Consider the following 22,649-nt stretch of genomic DNA (forward strand, 5'->3'; position numbering starts at 1 on the left):
AGGAATTTATCCTGTAATAGTCTTACAAGGGGGAAATCGTTGCTAAAACGACTTCCCCCTTTTATCATAGAGGATTTGGAAGGAAAGATTATTATAAAAAAGGAATCTATAGGTTTGATGGAAGTCAAGTCTTTAGAACACAAGGACCAAAATGGTGCATTTTGACCCCCCAATATGCACTATTTCGATACCCCAAAATGGTGCATAATGGTTCCCCAAAATAGTGCATATTGTTCCTCAATGACTATACCCCCAGAATCAGGCGTCAAGGTTTCCTTTATCCTGCTCTTTAAAGGGAATGGGCATATCTATTTCCTTAACCTTTCGTTCGAAATCATCCCGGTCCCCTACAGCCCAGTTTCTGTATTTTACCCTATAATTATATACGGTAGTGACAGAATGATGGAGGAATCCTGCAATTTTAGGACTGTCGTCAATACCCAGGCGAATCAAGGCAAGGATCCGTAAAGGGGTAGAAAACTTTTTACCATTATTCAAACTGAAGCGGTGTTCTTTTATGATCAATTTGTTTAAATCTTCAATAAAATTAGGGAAAAGGTGCAGAAAGGCTGCATCAAATTTACTGAAAAGTTGGTCTAATGCTTGATCTTCCATCTCCACACCGTTGGTCATCTTGATCAATTCCTCCCGCTGATGATTCCTTAACATTTTATTAACCTGATGCCTGAATTTCTCCATCTTATCGATGGTTTCTGAACACAGTTCAAGGAATTGTCCAATGTATTCCTCTTTGACGCTATTTGATTCATTTAATTTCTTGTTGGATAGCGAAAGTTCATTGAGTAAATTTCTTTGCTCCTGATTCAGTTCTTCCAGTTCACTGTTCATCTCTTCCAGTTCCCCGTTTTTATATTTCAGGTCCTGCTGGACAGCATTCAATTTCATGTTTTGTCTCTTGACATAATAGACGAGGAATAAGAGAGATAAAGCCAGAATGCTGACGATGACGAATAGGAGAATGAGTATATTGTTCCTCTGTTGGATCTCTTTTTGATAGCTATTGCTGATTGTACCAAGAATCGGGGATATTTGCCAATTACGCACTCTGGCACCAAAAGTATTGGCGTCTTTCCAGGCAATCGTAACATATTTATAAGAACGATCCAATTCACCTTCTTCACTCAGAATATTAGCCAGCGTCCAGAGGGATGCCTGATCCATGGTCGCATTCTTGATATCACAGATAGCAGATTCTGTCAGCCAGTATAAAGCTTTTTTCTGTTGGTCTAAACCTTTGAGGATCAAATATCTGTAATAACTGACTATAGCGTATGCGTGAGAACCTTTCCGTACTTCTTTTAGTTCTTTATTATTATATTGAAGAGCCTTGCCGTATTGACCACCACTTATCCGTTCCATCGCTTTCTCCATTAAGAAAGTCCCACTGTTAGCGCTGAACACTTGATAAATGGAGTCTCGGTAAATATCGGATATTCTAAAATAAGAGTCCCTTTTAGATGGAATTCTGCTGTAGGATGCCATTTCACCGTAGAGATGACTCATCGTATAATAATAGTCTTTCATTCCGTCTTGATTTAAATCCTGTCTGTGGAGATCTTGGAGGTAATTGAGAGCTTCTGCATACATACCTGTTTTTGAGCATTGAAGGGCAGACAGAACTCCACATTCAGCCTCTTTGCTCTTGTTTTTCATCTTTCTGGCTATAGTAATACAGCGTGACAGATATTTTAAAGCCGAATCATTTTGGTAGGCTTCATAATTCTGGTAGAGAGAGAAATAAATTCGGAACTGGCTTGAAGGACGTAAAGAGTTATGAGCTTTGAGCCTTAAAAATTTGATATGATCTTCTTTTTTCCTGATATATTGTTGGGAAAGTTTTATAGTATAGTCCAGATCGTGATATATTATCTGATTGGAGTAATTTTTCCCAGAGATGATTTGTGCCAAGATGCAAAAGAATAGAAAGGAGAATAGTCGTTTCATTTTGTGCGTGTTTAATAATGTGTCAATGATTAGGGAAAGATAATTAGTTATCCGATCATCGGATAGTGGACTATTGAGAAATAATTCATAGGTGTCTGAATTGAATGGTGGTCTTCTGTGTATGATCATGCATTGATTTGTAGACAAAGATATAAATTAGTTTTGAGTTATGCGTCATTGAGTGGGAAAAGTTGTGTTTCTGCTCAATAATCATGAAAGGTTAGGGTCCGGAAAATTAAAATAGAATTGATAGGGTAAAGAACAGGCATTATACAGAAGCTACTAAATGATTTGCTATATAATATTGTAAATGGTTGGTATTCAGTATTTTATGTATTTTCTTCCGGCTATGATAACTACCAAAATTCTGTAGTCTGATTTTTGAATTCGATTTTTTACTAACTTTGCAATTGACAATTAATATTAACATGAAAAGCTAAAAACGTAAAAATTTTCAGAACAAGTTCCTTGATATAGGCAGCTTGTTATCTGTATGAGTAATTAACATCTTAAACCTATTTTTAATGAAGACAATCTTTCAATCATCGAAAGTACAACTGTTTCTAGTTTTCTTCCTTGCTTGTCTTCTTTCTACTTCTGCCTTAGCGCAGACAGGAAAGATTTCCGGTCAGGTAGTAGATCAGAATAATGAAGTTGTAATTGGTGCCACCGTTCAGGCAATAGGAACCAAAACCGGTACGGTTACTGATTTAAACGGTCATTTTTCTTTGGAAGTGAAGTCCGGTATGCGGCTTCATGTTTCATACGTTGGATTTCGTTCTATCGATGTAGTTTCAACTACTTTTGTAACCGGAAAGGGGAACCTGACCGGAAACACATAACGTATGTATAATATCCGATAAGAGTAATCGAAGAACAACAAGGTAATCATCAATTCCAGTCATAAACGTTAAGTACAAACATTAAGAGTGAATATGAAAGAACAATTATGTTTAATGTTATGTTTTTTAGGCGCGATTGCAATTAATTGCCCCGGGACAGCCCGGTCAAAGAACATACCTGTCATCCAGCAATCCCAGCAGCATATTATCAAGGGGTTCGTATGTGATGAAAACAATGATCCCGTTCCGGGTGCGGTCATCACGGAAGGCAAGGGAAGCAGCAAGACCATCACGGATGAGAACGGGCTGTTTTCCATTCCGGTCTCTGATGAAGGAGAGACGCTGACGGCCCATGTCATCGGCTACAACAATAAGGAAATACCGGTAAAGAACAAGAAGTTCATTTCCTTCAACCTGATTCCTAATAATAAGGTCCTGAACGAGGTAGTCGTCGTAGGCTTCGGAAAGCAGAAGAAGGAATCGCTCGTTGGGGCGGTAACCGCAGTGAAGGCGAGTGACCTGAAGATGACGTCAAGCAGCCTGACCACCTCGTTCGCCGGCAGGATACCGGGCATCATCGCCTTCCAGACCAAAGGAGAGCCCGGATATGACGCGGCCCAGTTCTATATCAGGGGCGTTTCTACTTTCGGCTCAAACACTTCCCCGCTGATACTCCTTGACGGGGTCGAGATCAACACCACGATGCTGAACAATATCCCGCCGGAGTCCATAGAATCGTTCTCCGTGCTCAAGGATGCCACGGCCACGTCCCTCTACGGTTCAAGGGGAGCCAACGGCGTAATCCTCATTACGACCAAGACCGGGCAGTTGTCCGACAAGATGTCCGTGGACATCCGGCTTGACAACACCCTGTCCACGCCTACCGTCATCCAGAAGATGGCCGACGGCCCCACCTATATGGAGATGTACAACGAGGCGAAAAAGAATGATGCCACGCTGAACGGTACGGCGTATACCCCCTTTTACAGCCAGGATAAAATCGACAAGACCCGCGCGGGGGCGGATCCTTACCTCTTCCCCAACAACAACTGGTACAAGCAGCTCTTCAAGAACCTCAGCATGGACCAGAACCTGAACGTATCGGTCAAAGGCGGAAGCCAGAAGATAGGCTATTTCATGAATGCCGGCATATTCTATGAAAACGGCATGACCCGCGCGCCGAAAGCAGCGGTGATGGATGTAAGCATGTACAGCAAGAAATACCTTTTCCAGAGCAATATTACAGCCCACATTACTCCCACCACAAAGATGGGGCTGAACATGAACTCCCAGATCACGCAATACCATGCCCCGTATTCAGGTTCCGATGCCGGAGATTCAAGGGGCGAGATGCAGCTGTCTGATTTTTTCTACCTTGTGATGAGAGGGAATCCCGTCCGCTTCCCCGCCACGCTCCCGGCGCAGGACGGGGATACATTCGTGCGGTACGGCAACAACACCTCCTGGGATGTAGGCAACGTGGACGTCAACCCTTATGCCAAGATGAGCAGCGGATACACGGAGCGGAGCTATGTGTACATGACGACGGCATTCACGGTGAACCAGGACCTGAAGTTCATCACTCCGGGCCTGAGCGCAAGCGGACTGGCATCCTTCTACAATTACAGCTTCAGCTGGCTGAACCACTGGATCCAGCCGTATTACTACAAAGTGAGCGATGACTATACGGTTGGCAACAACGGAAAATACCAGTATACGGAGGCCCCGATCGGAACCGCAGGCAATACCGCCATCAAGTCTTCTTCCGGCCAGGACCCCACCAACCGCGTATGGTCCCTGCAGGGAACCGTCGACTATGCCCGCTCGTTCGGAAAGCATAATGTCGGAGGCACCTTTGTCTATCACATGAAGGAAACGCGCAATGACAAGAGCAACGGCAATGAATATGACCTGCTGCCCTACCGTGAGCAGGGGCTTGCCGGGAGACTCACCTACAACTATGACGAACGGTACCTGATGGAAGCCACCTTCGGCTACAACGGGTCAGAAAACTTCGCTCCGGATCACCGCTTCGGCTTTTTCCCTGCCATTGCCCTGGGATGGACCATTTCCAATGAGAAATTCTTCCGGCCTCTGAAAAAGGTCATCAACAACCTGAAATTCAGGGGGACCTACGGGCTGGTAGGAAATGACGCCCTCGGGACACGCTTCCCTTACATCACGTCAGTCAGCCTGGACAATGCCCTGGGGTGGTGGTACGGCTCGGACTACAGCCGGGCACGGGGTCCGCAAATCAGTGTATACGGAAACGAGTATGCCACATGGGAAAAATCCAGGAAACTGAACGTCGGCATGGATATGAGCCTTCTGGACTGTATCGATCTCACCGTCGACCTGTTCCATGAAAACCGCTCCGGGATCTTCATGCAGCGCCGCTCCCTGGCAGCCATATCGGGTTTTGCGGACGCCCTCCCCTATGCGAACATCGGTTCCGTAAAGAATCAGGGCGTGGACATCGGAGTAACCTTCAACAAGGCTGTCAACAAAGACCTTATCGTAGGCGCCAACGGCAGTTTCACTTATGCCCACAATGAAGTTACGGGCGAAGATGAGCCGGCCAACGTCGCTCCGTATTATTCCGCAATCGGCCATCCCATCAACAGCATCCGCGGATACGTGGCCGAAGGGCTCTTTACCTCCCAGGATGAAATAGACAACTCCCCCAAGCAGACCCTGTCCAACTATACCATAGGTGACATCAAGTACAAGGACCTGAACGGGGACGGAAAGATAGACGGCAACGATATCACGACCATCGGGAATCCGACCATCCCGGAAATCATATACGGCTTCGGCGCTAATATAAAATACAAGAAATGGGACGCGTCGGTCTTCTTCCAGGGCGACGCAAAGGTCAGCCTGCTGATGTCCGATATATGGCCCTTCGCAGACGCCGCCCATCAGGGATACAACATAGCCCGGTACATCGTGCGGAACCACTGGTCTGAATCCAACAATGTGGCAAATGCCGCATATCCCAGGCTGTCTCCCGTCTATCTGCAGAACGACGTACAGACAAGTACCTATTATGTAAGGGATGCCGCCTACCTGCGCCTGAAAACGGCTGAGGTCGGCTATACCTTTACGAAATGGCTGCGCGTATATCTTTCCGGAACCAACCTGCTCACTTTCTCGCCGTTCAAGACGTGGGATCCTGAGATGGGAAGCGGAAACGGATTGTTATATCCGCTGCAGCGCACCGTACAGATCGGTATTCAGTTTCATTATTAATCACTGGAGTCATGAAAAATAAATACATTACATTTTTAACGGTTACACTTTTACTGTCCGCTACCTTATCATCGTGCGATTTTCTGGACGTAGTACCCAAAAGTTCGGCTACGATCGACGACATCTACAAGACGCAGAACTCCGCGGAGAAGATGGTACTTTCCTGTTACTCTCAAATTCCAAACTATTTTCAACCACAATCCTTCCCTGACTGGACTGCGGGCAATGACCTGATGACGGGGTGGTATGGATCCGTAAGGTATTTCCACTTCAAGAGCCTGCTTTACGGACTGGAATCACCCACCTCAACCTATTTCTCGTTGTGGAGCAATTCTGCCGCGTCCTATCCTACCGGAGTGCAGACCGAATTGATCTGGAAGGGAATCCGCTATTGCTATAACGTACTGAACAACATCGGCAAGGTACCGGGCATTGACCCGGATGCGCTGAACCACTATAAGGGTGAGGCCCTCTTCTTAATTGCCTATTATCATCAGATCATGCTGGAATATTACGGGCCAATCATCCTGGTGAAAAAGGAAATGGCGGCAGACACCTCTCCTGCCGAAATGAACCTGCCGCGTAATACCTACGACGAATGCGTCGATTTCATCTCAGACAAATACACTGAAGCCGCCAAGCTGCTTCCGGCCCAGTGGGATCCCAGCAACATGAACCGCGCTACCGCCGCTGCCGCCCTGGCCCTCAAGGCCCGTCTCCTGCTATATGCCGCATCGCCTCTGGTCAACGGCAACAGTGAATATTATGCCAATTTCAAGAATCCTGACGGCACGAACCTGATCAACCAGACATATGACAAGGAGAAATGGAAAAAGGCGATGGATGCAGCCAAAGACGCCATAGACTATTGCGAATCTAACGGCTACCAGCTTTACGGGGGGGCAGCAACAGATGCCACTACCGGAAAGAACAATTACCATTATGCGTTCGTAGGGGCCTCCGGCACATTCAATCTGGATAACATGAAAGAAACGCTTTTCGGCATAGCCGATCAGGGAACGGTCTCGTATGACATCAAGAACATGGCTCCAAGAATAGGGACAAACAGTTATTCCGGAGAAGGGTTCCGCGGATACCTCATACCGACATGGGATTGCATCAGCCGGTATTATACGGATAACGGACTGCCATGGAATGTTGATCCGGAAACGAAGAATCTGAATCCCTATTCTGTCGTAAGGCTTCCCAACGGGGATAGTACGGCCTGTTTTCACCTGCACCGGGAACCGCGTTTTTACGCATCCATCGGTTATGACAGGGGTACCTATGAAATCCAGGGCGGGACGGTCACCCTCAAATGCCGGCGTGGCGAGATGCAGCAGAACGATGGGAATGTCAGTCACGAATACCAGTCGGACAACGGCTATTACTGCCAGAAATGGGTTTCCAAGGCCGATTCCTATGACTGGAACAAGAAGACATACACCAACAGCTCCTACATATTCCCGATCATACGCCTGGCCGAGGTATACCTGGATTATGCTGAAGCAGACTTTGAATACAACGGTACGCTCAGTAACCAGAGCCTTATCTACCTGAACAAGATCCGTGCCCGCTGCGGACTTCCCACATTCCAGGACTCCTGGGCAAAAGCCGGGGGAATCCCGGCCGGTGACCAGCTCCGTCAGGTCCTGCATGACGAGCGCTCGATAGAGCTTGCCATGGAAGGCCGCCGTTTCCATGACATACGCAGATGGAAAATAGCCGATAAGGAGATGATGCGCTACCAGAAGGCATGGAACCTTGCAGGAAAAACGGCTAAGGACTTTTACCAGCTGAAGGACATGAAAGAAGGCGGGACGCGTGTTTTCGAGGCTCCGAAAAACTATTGGCTGGCTATCCCTCTGGACCAGATCCAGATCGATCCAAATCTGGTTCAGAACCCGGGATATTGATTTTATCATTAATCAGGAACAGGCCTTTAAACTTTCCCATCTGAAACTTCAGACGGGAAAGTTGATTCAGGGTTCGCCGAACAGATATTTTAACGTTTATTTCACTGATTATCAAGAAGATATACCACGTAATGTTTGGCCGGTCAACAGGAAGTCAGTAAATTTGAAATGGAAAAATCATCAGAGCCATCTGATGAATGCCATTCAGCGAACCCTATCTGACAACAACAGTTTATATTATATAAACAAAAAATAATGTATAGAAAATTGAAATTAATGTTTCTGGCAGCTTCTCTGATGCTTGCAGCAGGAGCTTCCGCACAGACCCGGGTAATCTCGCATCGTGGCTATTGGACACCTGCCGGATCAGCACAGAATTCGATCACATCCCTTAACGGAGCAAATCGTCTGGGAGTTTACGGTTCTGAATTTGACGTTCATATCACAAAAGACGGCGTTGTCATGGTAAACCATGACCGTGTCCTCCCGGACGGGACGAATATAGAACTGGCCAGTTATAAAAAACTTAAAAAGGAGACCTTGTCCAATGGAGAAAGACTCCCTACTTTCAGGCAGTATCTCCAGGCTGGCAGAAAATTAAACGGGACACAGCTGATTTGTGAGATTAAGGCACATATCACTAATGAAGCAGAGGACCGTTGTATCGATTCCGTACTCAGCTCGGTAAAACAGGAAGGAATGGAAAGACAGGTAGAATACATTTCTTTCAGCAAGAATGCCTGTCAATACCTTGCCCGCCATACTTCTGCCGGAACAAAGATCTCATACCTGGATGGTGACCTTACCCCTGCGCAATGCAAGGCTATGGGATGTACCGGCATTGATTTCAACGAAATGGTTTATGCCGGACATCCTGACTATATATCCGGGGCACATCAATTGGGTATGACCGTGAATGTATGGACAGTAGATGACCTGAACCAGATGGAGGATTTTATCAGGGCCGGTGCTGATTTTATAACGACCAACAAACCTGTAGAAGCACTGAAACTGTGCAAATAGAAATCTCAACTAACTTTTAATTTTAAGGGGCATGTCAAAAGACACATCCTCTTTTCTGTCCCCCTCCTTCAGTTATATTTGCTATTTACTGTCAAGCTGCGATTTTTCCATTGTTCATGAGGTTATAGTATGATCTGTCTTAAACAAGTTAAAATAGGTTTTTTGTGCGATAAATGAAGAAAGATGGATTTTTCATACCTACTCTTATTCCTACACACATTTTCTTCAGATTGAAGGCTATGGTAAAGAAAGCAAAGTCTATTATGACCTTGTATCTTCCAAAGCGTATAAAACGTGTGTATGCTATATCGTATTTCATCTGCCCGAAGACAACCTCAGGTTCGATACCTGATTCCCTCTCCGGAACGGGCTTTGTGTTTGTACTCGTTGAGCCTGTATTTACTTCTATAATACGCTTGAAACATCGGAGCGAATCCTATTTAATTTGGTTGGCATTATCAGTGGAGTAGAGTACTCTAAATGCTAAGATAATTTTATAATTTATCAAAATGAAAAAGAGAATAATTTTATTGTTCCTTGTGACTTTCTTTTCACTATGTGTCTCGGTGACTGTCAGTGCACAAGCAGGCAGCCAATGGACCGTATCTAAGGTTGACACATGGTACTCGTCTCAACCCTGGCTGGCGGGTTGCTGCTATATTCCTGCAACGGCCATTAACCAGATAGAGATGTGGAGTGCAGACACGTATGATGCTCCTCAGATCAATAAGGAACTCACATGGGCACAAAGCCTTGGCTTCAACACGCTTCGGGTATTTCTCAGCAGTGTGGTATGGCAGCATGATCCTGCAGGAATGAAACATCGCATGAATAATTTCCTGAACATCTGTAAGAAACATAAGATCCGCCCTTTCTTTGTTTTCTTTGATGATTGCTGGAATCCTGTTTCCAGTTATGGCCGCCAGCCGGCGCCTAAGCCCGGGGTTCACAATTCCGGATGGGTCCAGGATCCCATGAAAAGCCTTCGTGCAGATACGACCGTCTTGTATCCCTTTATGAAGGCATACGTCCAGGACATCCTCAGAACTTTCAAGAATGATAGGCGGGTATTGATGTGGGATCTGTACAATGAGCCAGGAAATTCGGGTTATGGAGACAGTTCGTTACCCCGGCTGGAAAAAGTCTTTGAGTATGCCCGTGAGGTGAATCCCTCCCAGCCGTTGACAGCCGGGATATGGATTGACAGTCCGAAGATTAATCATTTCATCAGTACCCATTCAGATATAATCACCTTCCATTGCTATGCGAAGCCTGCGGTCCTCCAGCATGTGATAGATACCCTGCGCCAGTTTAAGCGTCCGCTGGTATGTACTGAATATATGGCCCGGCCTAATGGCAGTACTTTTGAGAAGAACATGCCGGTGCTGAAAGACAGTCATGTAGGCGCAATCAACTGGGGCTTTGTTTCCGGAAAGACCAATACCATTTTCGCCTGGAACACGCCTTTGCCAGATGTCAAGGAACCCAAGGTCTGGTTCCATGATATTTTCCGGCAGGATGGCACGCCTTTTGACCCTCGGGAGATAAAAGCGATCAAGAGTCTGACCCGCCGTTGATATCGTGTTGACGTATGATCAGAAATGGTTCAACGGCTTGGACCGGATTGATGGCGTCATCTCAATTTGTCAGTCAGATAGGTAGAAAACAAATAAGAGATAAATGATAATGATATGAAGAAACTATTAGGAGGTTTGATCGTATTGACGATCCTGCTTGGCCAGTACTCTTGCACGCACAGAAACGATGTGGGGTTATTCAGTGAGAACAAGTTCGATACAACCCTGGTGGGGAGAAAGGTAGGGCTATATACCCTGCATTCCGAAAAATCCGGGATCTATGTTCAGATTACCAATTTTGGCGCGAGGGTTGTTTCACTATGGACTTCCGATAAGGCCGGAAAATACGCTGACATCGTGCTTGGATATGACAATATCGAAAGCTATATCCATAATAAAGGCGAGAGATTCCTGGGGCCGATAGTCGGGCGTTATGCCAACCGGATAGCCAAAGGGACTTTTACCCTGGATGGAAAGACCTATCATTTGCCGATCAACAACAATGGCCAGACCCTGCACGGGGGGCTGAAAGGACTGGATCTGGTAGTCTGGCATGTGGATTCCGTCAATGACCGCTCTGTCGTGATGTCTTATCTTTCTAAAGACGGAGAAGAAGGGTTCCCCGGCAATCTGAAGGTGAGAGTGAAGTATGATGTCAATGATGATGAGATGACAATCAACTATTGGGCAACGACAGATAAGCCTACGGTCGTCAATTTAAGCAGTCATGTCCTGTATAATCTGAAAGGTGAAGGCAACGGGACGATTCTGGATAACCTGTTGACGATCCGGGCTGATTCCACTACGCCTATCGACCAATATATGATTCCGACCGGAAAAATACAGACGGTTGACGGATCTGTATTTGATTTCAGAAAGCCTAAAGTGATCGGACGAGATATTAACCGGTCTGACCAGCAGTTGACGTTTGCTCATGGATATGATCATAACTGGGTCTTGCATAAGCGTAAAAAAGGAGCCATAGAACTTGCGGTACGGGTAGCTGATCCCCTTACTGGAAGGGTGATGGAGATCTTTACAGATCAACCTGGTATGCAATTTTATAGTGGCAACTTTATGAATGGCAAGGTGAAATGCAGTAATGGAAAATTCATGAAATATAGGGAGAGTTTTGCTTTTGAACCCCAGAAGTATCCGGATAGCCCGAATCATAAGAATTTCCCAAGTACCGTGCTGAAACCCGGAGAAGTTTATCGTCAGACTTCCCTTTATAGATTTTCTGTAGAGAAATGAAAGAAGCTTGATAGATCAGAGAAGTGGACGGATTAAGACTGAAAGGAGATGATACGTATGTCTTTACGGTGGATTTAACGAATGGATGTGCTAATGATGTGGTTATGGTTACTAAAAAATAAAGGTGGTGGCTGGAACGTTAACATAATGAAATGATGAAAATAAAAAAACTGATTGTGATCTTTTTGTTTTTTGGGGGATCGGTGTATGCTCAAACTCCAGTGTATCTGGATACTTCGGCCTCCATTGAACAGAGAGTGGAAGATGCCTTGTCCCGGATGACCCTTAGGGAGAAGATCCGGGTTATCCACGCTCAAAGTAAATTCTCTTCAGCTGGTGTCCCTAGGTTGGGACTTCCTGATTTCTGGACGGATGATGGCCCTATGGGTGTACGTCCTGATGTGCTTTGGGACGAGTGGGAACAGGCTGGTCAGAGTAATGATTCCTGTGTCGCTTTTCCAGCCTTGACTTGCCTGGCAGCAACATGGGATCCGGAGGTGTCTCGCCAGTATGGGAAGAGCTTGGGTGAAGAGGCGTTGTATCGGGGTAAGGATATGATTTTGGGACCAGGGGTCAATATTTATCGTACACCATTGGGAGGACGGAATTTCGAATTTATGGGTGAGGATCCTTATCTGGCTTCTTCCATGGATGTCCCTTATATCCAGGGTTTGCAGTCTAATGGAGTGTCTGCTTGTGTCAAGCACTTTGTGTTGAACAACGATGAGGAGAATCGTTTCAATGTGAATGTTATCGTCAGTGACCGAGCCCTACACGAGATTTATCTTCCTGCTTTTGAGGCGGCTGTCAAGAAGGGACATGCCTGGGCAGTTATGGGTTCTTATAATCTCTATAAGAATGAACATAACTGTGAGAACAAATATCTTTTGGATCAGATCTTGAAGCATGACTGGCATTTTGATGGGGTTGTCGTCAGTGACTGGGGAGGCGTGCATAATACTGATCAGGCTGTGAGGAATGGACTGGATATGGAATTCGGGACCTGGACGAATGGCCTGACTGCCGGAACGAAGAATGCTTATGATCATTATTATCTGGCTGATCCCTATCAGGAGGGTATCTTGGAAGGGAAATATTCGATGAAAGAACTGGATGATAAAGTCCGTCGGGTATTACGATTGTTCTTCCGTACAACTATGGCTCCAGACCGTGGACATGGATTTCTTTGTTCGGAGGATCATTATGCTACAGCCCGAAAAGTGGGTGACGATGGTATTGTGTTGCTTCAGAATAAGCGGGAAGTACTTCCGCTGAAGGTTCATCAGATTCATAGAGTTCTCGTTGTAGGTGAGAATGCGATCAAAATGATGACGGTGGGGGGAGGTTCTTCTTCTTTGAAAGTACAGAGGGAAATCTCACCGTTGGTCGGTTTGAAGAAAGCTCTTCATAAATTGAATCCTAGTCTTATGGTGGAATATGAGCGTGGTTATGTCGGTGACACGACAGGCTCATACAATGGAGTGACCACCGGTCAGAGTCTGGTAGAACACCGCAGTGGAAGTCAGTTGATAACTGATGCAGTAGCAAAGGCCCGAGGTGCTGATGCCGTAATCCTGTTTGGTGGACTAAACAAGAGTGATCATCAGGATTGTGAGGGGCATGACCGACTCTCTTACGGACTTCCTTATGGCCAGGATAAACTGGTTGAAGCTTTGTCACGGGCTAACAGGAACTTTGTCTTTGTGGATATTTCCGGGAATGCGGTGGCGATGCCTTGGAAAAATCAGGTGCCAGCTATCGTCCAGGCCTGGTATCTGGGTTCTGAGGCCGGTGATGCGATAGCTGATGTGCTTACCGGGAAGGTGAATCCTTCAGGAAAACTGCCTTTTACCTGGCCGACATCATTAGAGGATGTAGGCGCACATCGGTTAAATACTTATCCTGGCATCTGGCGTCCAGACCATCAGATTATCGATGAAACCTATAAAGAAGGGATTTATGTAGGTTATCGTTGGGTAGACCATGCTCATATCCATCCATTGTTCGCCTTTGGACATGGCTTGAGTTATACGACTTTCAGACTCTCCGATTTACGGGCTTCAGCTCAATCGATGTCTCCTGATGGAACGATTACGTTTAAGGTCCGTGTGAAGAATACTGGTAAGCGGGATGGTGCTGAGACCGTCCAACTTTATGTTCATGAAAACCGGTGTAGCGTAGATCGTCCGTATAAAGAGCTGAAAGGTTTTCGTAAGATTTTCCTGAAAGCCGGAGAGAGCAGGGATGTTTCTATTACCATTGATCGTTCAGCCTTGAGTTTTTGGGATGAAAATTCCAATGGCTGGAAAGCGGAGAAGGGTGATTTTGAGGTGTTGGTAGGTGATGCGTCTGATTGTCTGCCTTTGAAATTATCTTTTAAATTGATTTAGTGTTTAGGTTAAGGTAGACAATATTGATTTATGGTGGGGCTTTGTCAATGGAAGAAGTCCCACATTTTTCTAGTGGGTGATCGTTAGTCCTGGTCTGTAGGGGCATACTGGTTTATATCTGATATAGGTCTTTTAACTTCCCTTGTTCCTCCGAGTCATCATAAGTAGGTAAAGATAAGGTAGAGACTAACTTTGCAACTCAGTTGCACTTCTATTTGTCTACCTTTGCAACAGAAAATAAAAGTTGTAAAGTTATGGATGAACAAAAAAGTAGTGATCAGCGGAGTGCCTGGGTTCGCCTTGCCTTTTCTTCCGTGATGTTGATAGCAGGGTTGGTCCTTTCAGTGAGTCATGTGGCATGGATTCAGATTCCATACCTTCGACTTGTCTGGTATATTATCGCTTTTTTGCCGGTAGGTCTTCCTGTAATGAAAGAAGCTGTTGAAAGCATTATGCATGGTGATTATTCCAGTGAGTTCATGCTGATGAGCATTGCTGCTATAGGTGCCTTTGCTATAAGTGAATATCCGGAAGCTGTCGCTGTGATGTTGCTTTATTCCATTGGTGAGGAGTTACAGGATCGTGCAGTGGATAAGGCAAAAGATAATATTAAGAGTCTGGTAGCTTTCCGTCCTGACCATGCCCGGGTATCAAGGGAAGGCAAAAGTATGGAGATGACTCCTGAGCAGGTACAAGTAGGAGATGTTATAGAAGTAAGGCCAGGTGAGCGAGTTCCTCTTGATGGAATTCTTGTAGATTCATCGGCAGCTTTTAATACAGCTGCATTAACTGGAGAATCTGTACCTCGTCAGATTTCGGTGGGGAAAGAAGTTCTTGCGGGTATGATTTCTTCCTATACAGTTGTTCGTTTAAAAGTGATTCGCCCCGCTGTCGATTCGGCAATAAGCAGAGTTTTGAGAATGGTAGAGGATGCTACGGAGCGTAAGGCGCCTACAGAACTCTTTATTCATAAATTTGCTCATGTCTATACGCCCGTTGTAATGGGTTTAGCTCTTTTGACCATATTGTTACCTTGGATAATCAGTTTGATTTTTCCTTTCTCATACGTTTTCAGTGACTGGTTCCGCCGTGCACTGATTTTCTTGGTGATCAGTTGCCCTTGTGCTCTGGTAATTAGCATTCCACTGGGTTATTTCGCAGGAATAGGGGCTGCTTCTAAACGTGGTATTCTCTTTAAGGGAAGCAATTATATGGATGCTGTCGCAAGACTTGATACGGTGATTTTTGATAAAACCGGAACGATTACCACTGGCCAGTTTGAGGTTCAGAAAAATGAGGGGCTCCTGAAGGAGGATCTGGACCAGATCGCAGCAATGGAGAAAATCAGTAATCATCCGATAGCTCAAGCTATCTTAAGATATCATCCTGTGTCTGTAGCTGTAGATGCAAAGAATCTGGCAGGATATGGTTTGGAATACCAGAATTGGTTGGTGGGAAATACAAAACTTCTGGATTATTATCATATTGATTATCCGAAAGAATTACAATCAGTTCCCGAGACGATTGTCATAGCGGCTAAGGGCGGAAAGTATAAGGGCCATCTCCTCCTGGCTGATACGCTGAAAGAAGATGCGGTTGAGGCTGTTAATAGATTGCGTTCAGAAAGAATAAGTGATATAGAGATGCTTTCTGGAGATAAACAGGAATTGGTCACTAAAGTGGTCGGGCAGTTGAACATGACCAGTGGGTATGGCGATTTACTTCCGAAAGGAAAGGTCTCTCACATTAGTACTTTGCAACAACAGGGGAAGAAGGTCGCATTTATCGGTGATGGCATCAATGATGCTCCTGTAATCGCGTTAAGTGATGTTGGAATGGCAATGGGAGCACTGGGCAGTGATATGGCGATTGAAACAGCAGATATTGTCATTCAAGATGACAGACCTTCAAAAGTGGCTGAAGCCATACATATTGGCAGACGTACACATCGTATCGTCTATGAGAATATTGTCTTGGCGATTGGAATTAAAATACTTGTGATGATTCTTGGTCTCTTCGGAGTAGCTAATCTCTGGGAAGCTGTTTTTGCTGATTCAGGAGTGGCATTATTAGCTGTGCTGAATGCTACACGTATTTTCTTTGACAGAAAGTATAAATATTCTGCTCAAGTGATCAATATTTCACAAGATAAAGATCAATTGAGTAATTCTACAGAATCGGACAGAAATATTTATGAAAAAGCGAATATTTAACGAGTAATTGATGATGGAAGCAGATTTAATGTAGATTTTGGATCTACTTTAAATACTTTCTGTCTTTTCATCTTCAGTTGTATTATCAGATGCACTTTCTTTCAGCCGCGTCCTACAATCCTCAAGTATAGCAAGCAAGTCTTCCATCTTGTCTGTTCGTAGCATTGCAATGCGAGTCTGCCGGAAATCCGGAATGCCCTTGAATAGTGGACTGGCTGCCAGATGGCGCCGGGTATGCAAGATGCCACGGTATTCATCTATTCGGCTTACGTTGATGTGGAGTTGCTCTTCCAGTATATCAATCTTATCATCCAATGTTAGGGGCTGATGTCCATTTGTGATGCCTCCGTCCATAAAGTCATGAATCTCTTTGAATATCCAAGGACGTCCGAATGTGGCACGGCCAATCATGACAGCATCCACTCCATATTTCTCAAAAGCTTCCTGTGCCTTTTCCGGGCCTGTAATGTCTCCGTTTCCAATAATTGGAATATGAATATGAGGATTGTCCTTTACCGCTTTGATCAGAGTCCAGTCGGCCTCCCCTGTATACATCTGACTGCGTGTGCGACCGTGGATCGTCAGTGCCTGGATACCACAGTCCTGTAACTGTTCTGCCAGTTCGGTAATGATGAGATTGTTTTGGTCCCATCCTAAACGTGTTTTAGCCGTAACCGGAGTATGTACAGCCTTGACGACCTCTCTCGTGATTTCTAACATCAGGGGGATATTTCTCAATAACCCTGCTCCTGCTCCTTTTCCTGCGACTTTTTTTACCGGACATCCGAAATTAAGGTCAATCACATCCGGATGAGCTTGCTCTACGATTTTGGCAGCTTCTACCATAGAATCTACATCTTTTCCATAGATTTGAATACCTACCGGTCGTTCGTCATCATCAATCTGCATTTTCTTAAGAGTTGGTTTGATAGAACGGACGAGAGCATCAGCAGAAATGAATTCTGTATAAACCATTGCTGCGCCGTAACGCTTACAGAGTTTGCGAAAGCCAATATCCGTTACATCTTCCATCGGGGCGAGGAAAAGAGGACGGGAACCTAATTCGATATTTCCTATTTTCATAATTCATTGCAAAATTAATCATTTTCGAACAGATGTCATAAGAATATCGTCAGATAAATGAATCCTGATTTGTTTTTTCCTTAGGTTTTGGCTAACTTTGCCGTTCATAATCACTTGCAAATAAAATGGAAAATACGGAAAAAGAAAAGGTTGAATTGTCTGAGAACGCATTCAGAGAATTGAAAAAGGGGGAAGAATATACCCCTATTATGAAATCGGATAAAGCCTATCCTGAGGTTAATGCATGGTCAGTGACTTGGGGTATTTTGATGGCAATCCTGTTTTCTGCAGCGGCTGCTTATCTGGGATTGAAGGTTGGACAGGTATTTGAAGCGGCTATTCCTATTGCGATTATTGCCGTCGGTGTTTCAACGGCTGCAAAGCGTAAGAACTCCTTAGGTGAGAATGTGATTATACAGAGTATTGGAGCTTGTTCTGGTGCCGTGGTTGCCGGTGCTATTTTTACATTGCCGGCCATTTATATTTTACAGGCCAAATATCCCACTATGACGACTTCCTTTCTTAAAGTATTTATGGCTTCTGCTTTAGGAGGAATATTGGGCATTTTGTTCTTGATTCCATTTCGTAAATATTTTGTCAGTGATATGCATGGGAAATATCCTTTTCCGGAAGCTACGGCTACGACCCAAGTTCTGGTAAGTGGTGCAAAGGGGGGCGGACAAGCCAAGCCATTACTGCAGGCCGGTATTATCGGAGGACTTTATGATTTTATTGTTTCTACTTTCGGATGGTGGAATGAGAATTTTACCAGTCGTGTTATCGGTATCGGACAGACGATTGCAGATAAGGCAAAATTAGTCTTCAAAGTGAATACAGGAGCGGCAGTATTAGGATTGGGTTATATTGTCGGATTACGTTATGCGCTGTTTATCTGTTTAGGTTCAGTAGCTGTTTGGTGGCTGATTGTTCCGGGAATGGGCGTTATTTTCCATAATACAGTATTGAATATGTGGGATCCCTCAATTACGATTCCTGTAGGAGCGATGAGCCCAGAGGAAATTTTTCGTGATTATGGGCGTAGTATAGGTATTGGTGGTATTGCTATGGCTGGTATCTTGGGGATTATCAAGAGTTGGAGTATCATCAAAGGTGCTGTTTCCCTTGCAGGACGAGAGCTGAAAGGGAAAAATAGTGGTAATGTAAAAGTCAAACGTACACAACGGGATATTTCCTTTAAGATTATTATAATTGGTACTGTCGTGACTCTTTTGGTTACCTTTGGGTTCTTCCTGTTTGGTGTAATGCATGGTAATCTCCTGTTTGCTGTCGTGGGTATTTTGCTTGTGGCTATTATAGCCTTCTTGTTTACAACTGTAGCTGCAAATGCCATTGCTATTGTTGGGAGTAATCCTGTGTCGGGTATGACCTTGATGACCCTTATCCTGGCTTCAGTAGTTATGGTGGCTGTAGGACTTAAAGGACCGGCCGGGATGCTGGCTGCTCTTTTGATGGGTGGTGTCGTGTGCACGGCTTTGTCTATGGCTGGAAGTTTTATTACGGACCTAAAAATAGGCTATTGGATGGGTACAACTCCTAAGAAACAGGAGACATGGAAGTTTCTTGGGACATTGGTCAGTGCTGCTACTGTTGGAGGAGTAATGATGCTGCTTAATCAGACTTATGGCTTTACAAGTGGTAAATTAGCTGCACCTCAGGCGAATGCGATGGCAGCTGTCATTGATCCGCTGATGAATGGAGTAGGCGCTCCCTGGCTTTTATATGCAATTGGAGCCGTTATTGCAATAATCCTTGATCGTTGTCATATACCAGCGCTTGCTTTCGCTTTAGGAATGTTCATCCCGCTAGAGTTAAACCTTCCCTTATTGGTTGGGGGAACATTGAACTGGTATGTTACTTCCCGTTCAAAGGATAAAGCTATAAATAAAGCACGTGGAGAAAGAGGAACTCTTCTTGCCAGTGGTTTTATTGCCGGTGGCGCTTTGATGGGAGTTGTCAGCGCGTTGCTCACCTTCTTCGGGGCGAAATGGTCGATAGCAAATACATGGTGGACGAATCCATTGTCAGAATTTGCTTCATTGGCTGCTTATATTTTGTTGATGATTTACTTCGTAAAGGCAGCAAAGAAAGGCTCAAAGAACTTAAAATGATAATCCGTATGATCAAGCATATAATGTTCGGATACATAAGTAAGAAGTGAATTTCTGAGAAGATAATGTCTCCTTATTATTGAAGTTAAGGTGCTCAAATCGTGGAGATATTTTCTTCTTTGCAACCGCTTAGTATTAAGTTCAATATAAGAATATTGTATTCCTTTTTGATGTGTGAAAAGATTTTATGATCCTTGCATCGACAGAAAATAAAGATCACTTCTCTTGTTAACAATCTTTAATATGATTCATTGATTTTTTTAATTTGCTCAGAGAAGGTCTTGAAAAAATTGTGTATGTTTGTAACTTTGTATCATGTAAAAACATAGACAGACAGAAAACTGAATGGATAAAATTGATTTTACGATAATCAATCGTATCAAACAGGGCGATGAAAAGGCGTTTGAACAGTTGTATCATAAGTATTATGAACCACTATGCCGTTTTGCTGCCCAACTACTTCACAATTCCAAAATTGCTGAAGAGGTTGTAGATGATGTATTTTTCCATATCTGGGATACTCATGACACATTAGAGATTCTGTCTCCTCGGGCTTATCTGTTACGTGCTGTCCGCAATAATAGTTTGAAGGCGATCAGCTCCTCTGCTTATCAGAGCACAATGAAGGCTGTCAGTCTCAGTTCCGAAGGGCTACAATTCAATGATTATCTTTGTGATGAAAGCCATCCTGTAGGCTGGATTATCGAAAAAGAAATGGAGAAGCAACTGATAGATGCTATTAATGCATTACCGGATGAATGTCAGAAGGTTTTTCGTATGAGCCGATTTGAAGGAAAGAAGTATTCTGAAATTGCAGTCAGCCTCGGTATCTCTGTCAATACAGTGAAATATCATATTAAGAATGCCATTAAGCAATTATCACAAGTAATTGCCCCCTAGATTTTCCTGCTTATTTTTCTTTCTATGCATGCAGAGAAATAGAGAGTTATAACTAACTATCTTTTTTATTCGAAAATAAATGTGATTCTGACTACCCTAGATTTCAAAAAAGAGATCTATTTAGTAAAGTCATGAATCACATGGAGAACATCAATCAAGAAATAGAGGTACTTATAAATGCTTTCGTGAAGGGAACCATTACAGAAGGGGATTTTTCACGACTGGAAAATTGGGCTCATCAAAGTGAGGCCCATAGAAAGTATGTCTGTGATGTCCGTGAAGTTATTTTTTCTCACAATGTGATAAGTGATCATACACATCATGATGTAAAAGCAGCTATAGAACGTTTCCATAAGCATATTTCAAAATCTCAATTATCTAATATGCCACAATCTGCTGTATTGATTTCGATTACTCCTCTTTGGAAAAAGATAGTCCGTATAGCTGCAAGCAAAGTCTTCAAAAATCTGAGGTTCCCGCCGTTCATTGACTTTTGCAAGATTGCTTCTCGTTACGTTCTTGCCAAATCCAAGATGGTAGGTCTTACCGGAGTGAGCAGTAATAATATTGACCAGGTCACGGAGGCTGTCACGATTGCTCAACTGTCCGAACATCATTACAAGCAGCTGATTCCAGCAAGTAAAATGCTTTACGTATTTATTACCTTCGTATTTCATTACAATTCTGTCGAAAACTCTTTGAGGCAGGAACTCTATAAGTTGAGAGAATATATATTTTCCGGTGTTCATCGAATAACTGATTTGTTTATGATACGCAAAGATAGTCAATTCAAATCGTCACCATCTGTTTTTCTCTCTAAAACTCTATGTCCTAATAAATTACAAACATATCCACTGGTTTTTAGTGGACACTAATGTTGTATCATATATTTAGGTGTTACTTGAAAAGTACATATTATAAAAACCATACCAAATTATTTTATATTCTTCTAATACCATGAATAAAAAACAATTAATGTTTATTGTTCTGTTCGGCCTTTTGATCTATAGTTGCTCGAATGGGAACACAATCAGTACGTCTAATAAGCGAATCAGAATAGAGTATTCTTCTTATGACGTGCAGATTTCAAAAAATTCACCTACGGATTCTGTTGCCTTAACGATACGGTGGATTGATGTAGAGGTTCCTTCCTACCAGTTTACGCTTTCCAATAGGTTTAACGGCATTACTTATACGTTAAATGATGACAGCAAAAATTCTTCCAATGATAGAACATTAGGCATCACAGAGAAAGAATTGGATGATGCTGTTACACAGATGGGATTGTCAGATAGTATAACTGTTCCTTTGACCTTGACAATTGGCATAGCAGGCAATGAAAATACGGTAACGGCTAACACCAAAATCAATGTTACTTTTTCAGAAAACTACTATAAGAATCCTGTTGTAGATACGAGTCTGCCTGATCCGACGGTAATCAGAGCGAATGGTAATTATTATCTTTATGCTACTGAGGATATTCATAATGTTCCGATAATGAAATCTGAAGATATGATACACTGGAAACAGATTGGGACGGTCTTTACGGATCAGACTAGACCAACGTTTGTCTCGGGTGGTGGAATCTGGGCCCCGGATATAGAACACATTAATGGTAAGTATGTCTTGTACTATGCCATGTCTGTCTGGGGAGGAGAGTGGGGCTGTGGGATCGGGGCTGCTACTGCTGATTCTCCTGAAGGCCCTTTCACGAATCTCGGGAAATTGTTTACAAGCAATGAAGTGGGAGTGCAGAATTCCATTGACCCGTGTTATATTGAAGATAATGGAAAAAAATATCTGATATGGGGGAGTTTTCATGGCATCTATGCCATACAACTAACAGATGATGGATTACAGGTCAAAGAGGGCTCAAAGGCGATACAAATCGTTGGAACTGCCTATGAGGGCTCTTATGTGTTCAAACGAGGAAATTATTATTACTATTTCGGTTCAAACGGAACTTGCTGTGATGGCGTGAACAGTACTTACAGGGTCGTTTGTGGCAGATCAGCCTCTCTTTTTGGTCCTTATGTTGACAAGGAAGGAGAGAGCTTGATGAATAACAAGTATGATGTGTTGATCAATGCTAATTCCTATTTTGT

14 protein-coding genes and 1 pseudogene are annotated in these 22,649 nt (G+C 43.9%); 12 read left to right on the plus strand and 3 right to left on the minus strand.

Going from position 1 to position 22,649, the window contains the following annotated elements:
• Positions 1–258: 258 nt before the first annotated feature.
• On the minus strand, positions 259–1,965 hold the full coding sequence (locus ACYRYG_RS09875; protein WP_460198062.1) for a DUF6377 domain-containing protein: 1,707 nt from the start codon (positions 1,963–1,965) through the stop codon (positions 259–261).
• A 524-nt stretch (positions 1,966–2,489) separates the two neighbouring features.
• Here ACYRYG_RS09875 and ACYRYG_RS09880 point away from each other — a divergent pair.
• The 4 genes from ACYRYG_RS09880 (at position 2,490) to ACYRYG_RS09895 (ending at position 8,998) form a co-directional block, all read left to right on the plus strand.
• A complete protein-coding gene (locus ACYRYG_RS09880) occupies positions 2,490–2,807 on the plus strand; it encodes a carboxypeptidase-like regulatory domain-containing protein (RefSeq protein WP_460198063.1) in 318 nt (105 codons plus the stop codon).
• Between the two features lie 93 nt (positions 2,808–2,900).
• Positions 2,901–6,059, plus strand: coding sequence for a SusC/RagA family TonB-linked outer membrane protein (locus ACYRYG_RS09885; protein WP_293424368.1), 3,159 nt, complete (start codon positions 2,901–2,903; stop codon positions 6,057–6,059).
• Positions 6,060–6,070: 11 nt separating this feature from the next.
• Positions 6,071–7,975 carry a RagB/SusD family nutrient uptake outer membrane protein gene (locus ACYRYG_RS09890; protein WP_293424370.1) on the plus strand — a complete coding sequence of 635 codons (1,905 nt, stop codon included), beginning with the start codon at positions 6,071–6,073 and terminating at the stop codon, positions 7,973–7,975.
• A gap of 255 nt (positions 7,976–8,230) precedes the next feature.
• Positions 8,231–8,998: a glycerophosphodiester phosphodiesterase family protein gene (locus ACYRYG_RS09895; protein ID WP_293424372.1), complete on the plus strand. Its 768-nt coding sequence runs from the start codon at positions 8,231–8,233 to the stop codon at positions 8,996–8,998.
• 148 nt (positions 8,999–9,146) lie between these two features.
• On the opposite strand, the pseudogene ACYRYG_RS09900 reads toward ACYRYG_RS09895, so the two are convergent.
• Positions 9,147–9,422 (minus strand): annotated as a pseudogene (locus ACYRYG_RS09900) (transposase); the annotation flags it as partial.
• A gap of 85 nt (positions 9,423–9,507) precedes the next feature.
• Between ACYRYG_RS09900 and ACYRYG_RS09905 the strand changes: the two are divergent.
• The 4 genes from ACYRYG_RS09905 to ACYRYG_RS09920 all read left to right on the plus strand — a co-directional run bounded on the left by ACYRYG_RS09905 (position 9,508) and on the right by ACYRYG_RS09920 (position 16,432).
• Positions 9,508–10,575, plus strand: a complete 1,068-nt coding sequence (locus ACYRYG_RS09905; RefSeq protein WP_460198064.1) for a glycoside hydrolase family 2 TIM barrel-domain containing protein — start codon at positions 9,508–9,510, stop codon at positions 10,573–10,575.
• A gap of 114 nt (positions 10,576–10,689) precedes the next feature.
• Entirely contained in the window at positions 10,690–11,829 is a 1,140-nt protein-coding gene (locus ACYRYG_RS09910) for an aldose epimerase family protein (RefSeq protein ID WP_293424374.1), read from the plus strand.
• Positions 11,830–11,984: 155 nt separating this feature from the next.
• Positions 11,985–14,219: a glycoside hydrolase family 3 C-terminal domain-containing protein gene (locus ACYRYG_RS09915; RefSeq protein WP_460198065.1), complete on the plus strand. Its 2,235-nt coding sequence runs from the start codon at positions 11,985–11,987 to the stop codon at positions 14,217–14,219.
• A 254-nt stretch (positions 14,220–14,473) separates the two neighbouring features.
• Positions 14,474–16,432: a heavy metal translocating P-type ATPase gene (locus tag ACYRYG_RS09920; RefSeq protein WP_460198066.1), complete on the plus strand. Its 1,959-nt coding sequence runs from the start codon at positions 14,474–14,476 to the stop codon at positions 16,430–16,432.
• A gap of 48 nt (positions 16,433–16,480) precedes the next feature.
• On the opposite strand, the gene dusB is transcribed toward ACYRYG_RS09920, so the two are convergent.
• Positions 16,481–17,515, minus strand: a complete 1,035-nt coding sequence (gene dusB / locus ACYRYG_RS09925) for a tRNA dihydrouridine synthase DusB (RefSeq protein ID WP_293431266.1) — start codon at positions 17,513–17,515, stop codon at positions 16,481–16,483.
• 125 nt (positions 17,516–17,640) lie between these two features.
• Between dusB and ACYRYG_RS09930 the strand changes: the two genes are divergently transcribed.
• The 4 genes from ACYRYG_RS09930 to ACYRYG_RS09945 all read left to right on the plus strand — a co-directional run.
• On the plus strand, positions 17,641–19,644 hold the full coding sequence (locus ACYRYG_RS09930) for an OPT family oligopeptide transporter (protein WP_293431263.1): 2,004 nt from the start codon (positions 17,641–17,643) through the stop codon (positions 19,642–19,644).
• A 345-nt stretch (positions 19,645–19,989) separates the two neighbouring features.
• Positions 19,990–20,544, plus strand: a complete 555-nt coding sequence (locus ACYRYG_RS09935) for an RNA polymerase sigma-70 factor (protein WP_460198067.1) — start codon at positions 19,990–19,992, stop codon at positions 20,542–20,544.
• 140 nt (positions 20,545–20,684) lie between these two features.
• Positions 20,685–21,419, plus strand: a complete 735-nt coding sequence (locus tag ACYRYG_RS09940) for a hypothetical protein (protein ID WP_460198068.1) — start codon at positions 20,685–20,687, stop codon at positions 21,417–21,419.
• 100 nt (positions 21,420–21,519) lie between these two features.
• On the plus strand, positions 21,520–22,649 hold a 1,130-nt coding region (locus ACYRYG_RS09945), incomplete at its 3' end, for a family 43 glycosylhydrolase (protein WP_460198069.1).

The organism is Segatella asaccharophila, assembly GCF_054687055.1.

What these genes read in the sequence shown, in the direction of transcription:
- ACYRYG_RS09875 (WP_460198062.1), bottom strand. Translation starts at nt 1,965, where the DNA reads ATGAAACGACTATTCTCCTTTCTATTCTTTTGCATCTTGGCACAAATC.
- ACYRYG_RS09880 (WP_460198063.1), top strand. Translation starts at nt 2,490, where the DNA reads ATGAAGACAATCTTTCAATCATCGAAAGTACAACTGTTTCTAGTTTTC.
- ACYRYG_RS09885 (WP_293424368.1), top strand. Translation starts at nt 2,901, where the DNA reads ATGAAAGAACAATTATGTTTAATGTTATGTTTTTTAGGCGCGATTGCA.
- ACYRYG_RS09890 (WP_293424370.1), top strand. Translation starts at nt 6,071, where the DNA reads ATGAAAAATAAATACATTACATTTTTAACGGTTACACTTTTACTGTCC.
- ACYRYG_RS09895 (WP_293424372.1), top strand. Translation starts at nt 8,231, where the DNA reads ATGTATAGAAAATTGAAATTAATGTTTCTGGCAGCTTCTCTGATGCTT.
- ACYRYG_RS09905 (WP_460198064.1), top strand. Translation starts at nt 9,508, where the DNA reads ATGAAAAAGAGAATAATTTTATTGTTCCTTGTGACTTTCTTTTCACTA.
- ACYRYG_RS09910 (WP_293424374.1), top strand. Translation starts at nt 10,690, where the DNA reads ATGAAGAAACTATTAGGAGGTTTGATCGTATTGACGATCCTGCTTGGC.
- ACYRYG_RS09915 (WP_460198065.1), top strand. Translation starts at nt 11,985, where the DNA reads ATGAAAATAAAAAAACTGATTGTGATCTTTTTGTTTTTTGGGGGATCG.
- ACYRYG_RS09920 (WP_460198066.1), top strand. Translation starts at nt 14,474, where the DNA reads ATGGATGAACAAAAAAGTAGTGATCAGCGGAGTGCCTGGGTTCGCCTT.
- dusB (WP_293431266.1), bottom strand. Translation starts at nt 17,515, where the DNA reads ATGAAAATAGGAAATATCGAATTAGGTTCCCGTCCTCTTTTCCTCGCC.
- ACYRYG_RS09930 (WP_293431263.1), top strand. Translation starts at nt 17,641, where the DNA reads ATGGAAAATACGGAAAAAGAAAAGGTTGAATTGTCTGAGAACGCATTC.
- ACYRYG_RS09935 (WP_460198067.1), top strand. Translation starts at nt 19,990, where the DNA reads ATGGATAAAATTGATTTTACGATAATCAATCGTATCAAACAGGGCGAT.
- ACYRYG_RS09940 (WP_460198068.1), top strand. Translation starts at nt 20,685, where the DNA reads ATGGAGAACATCAATCAAGAAATAGAGGTACTTATAAATGCTTTCGTG.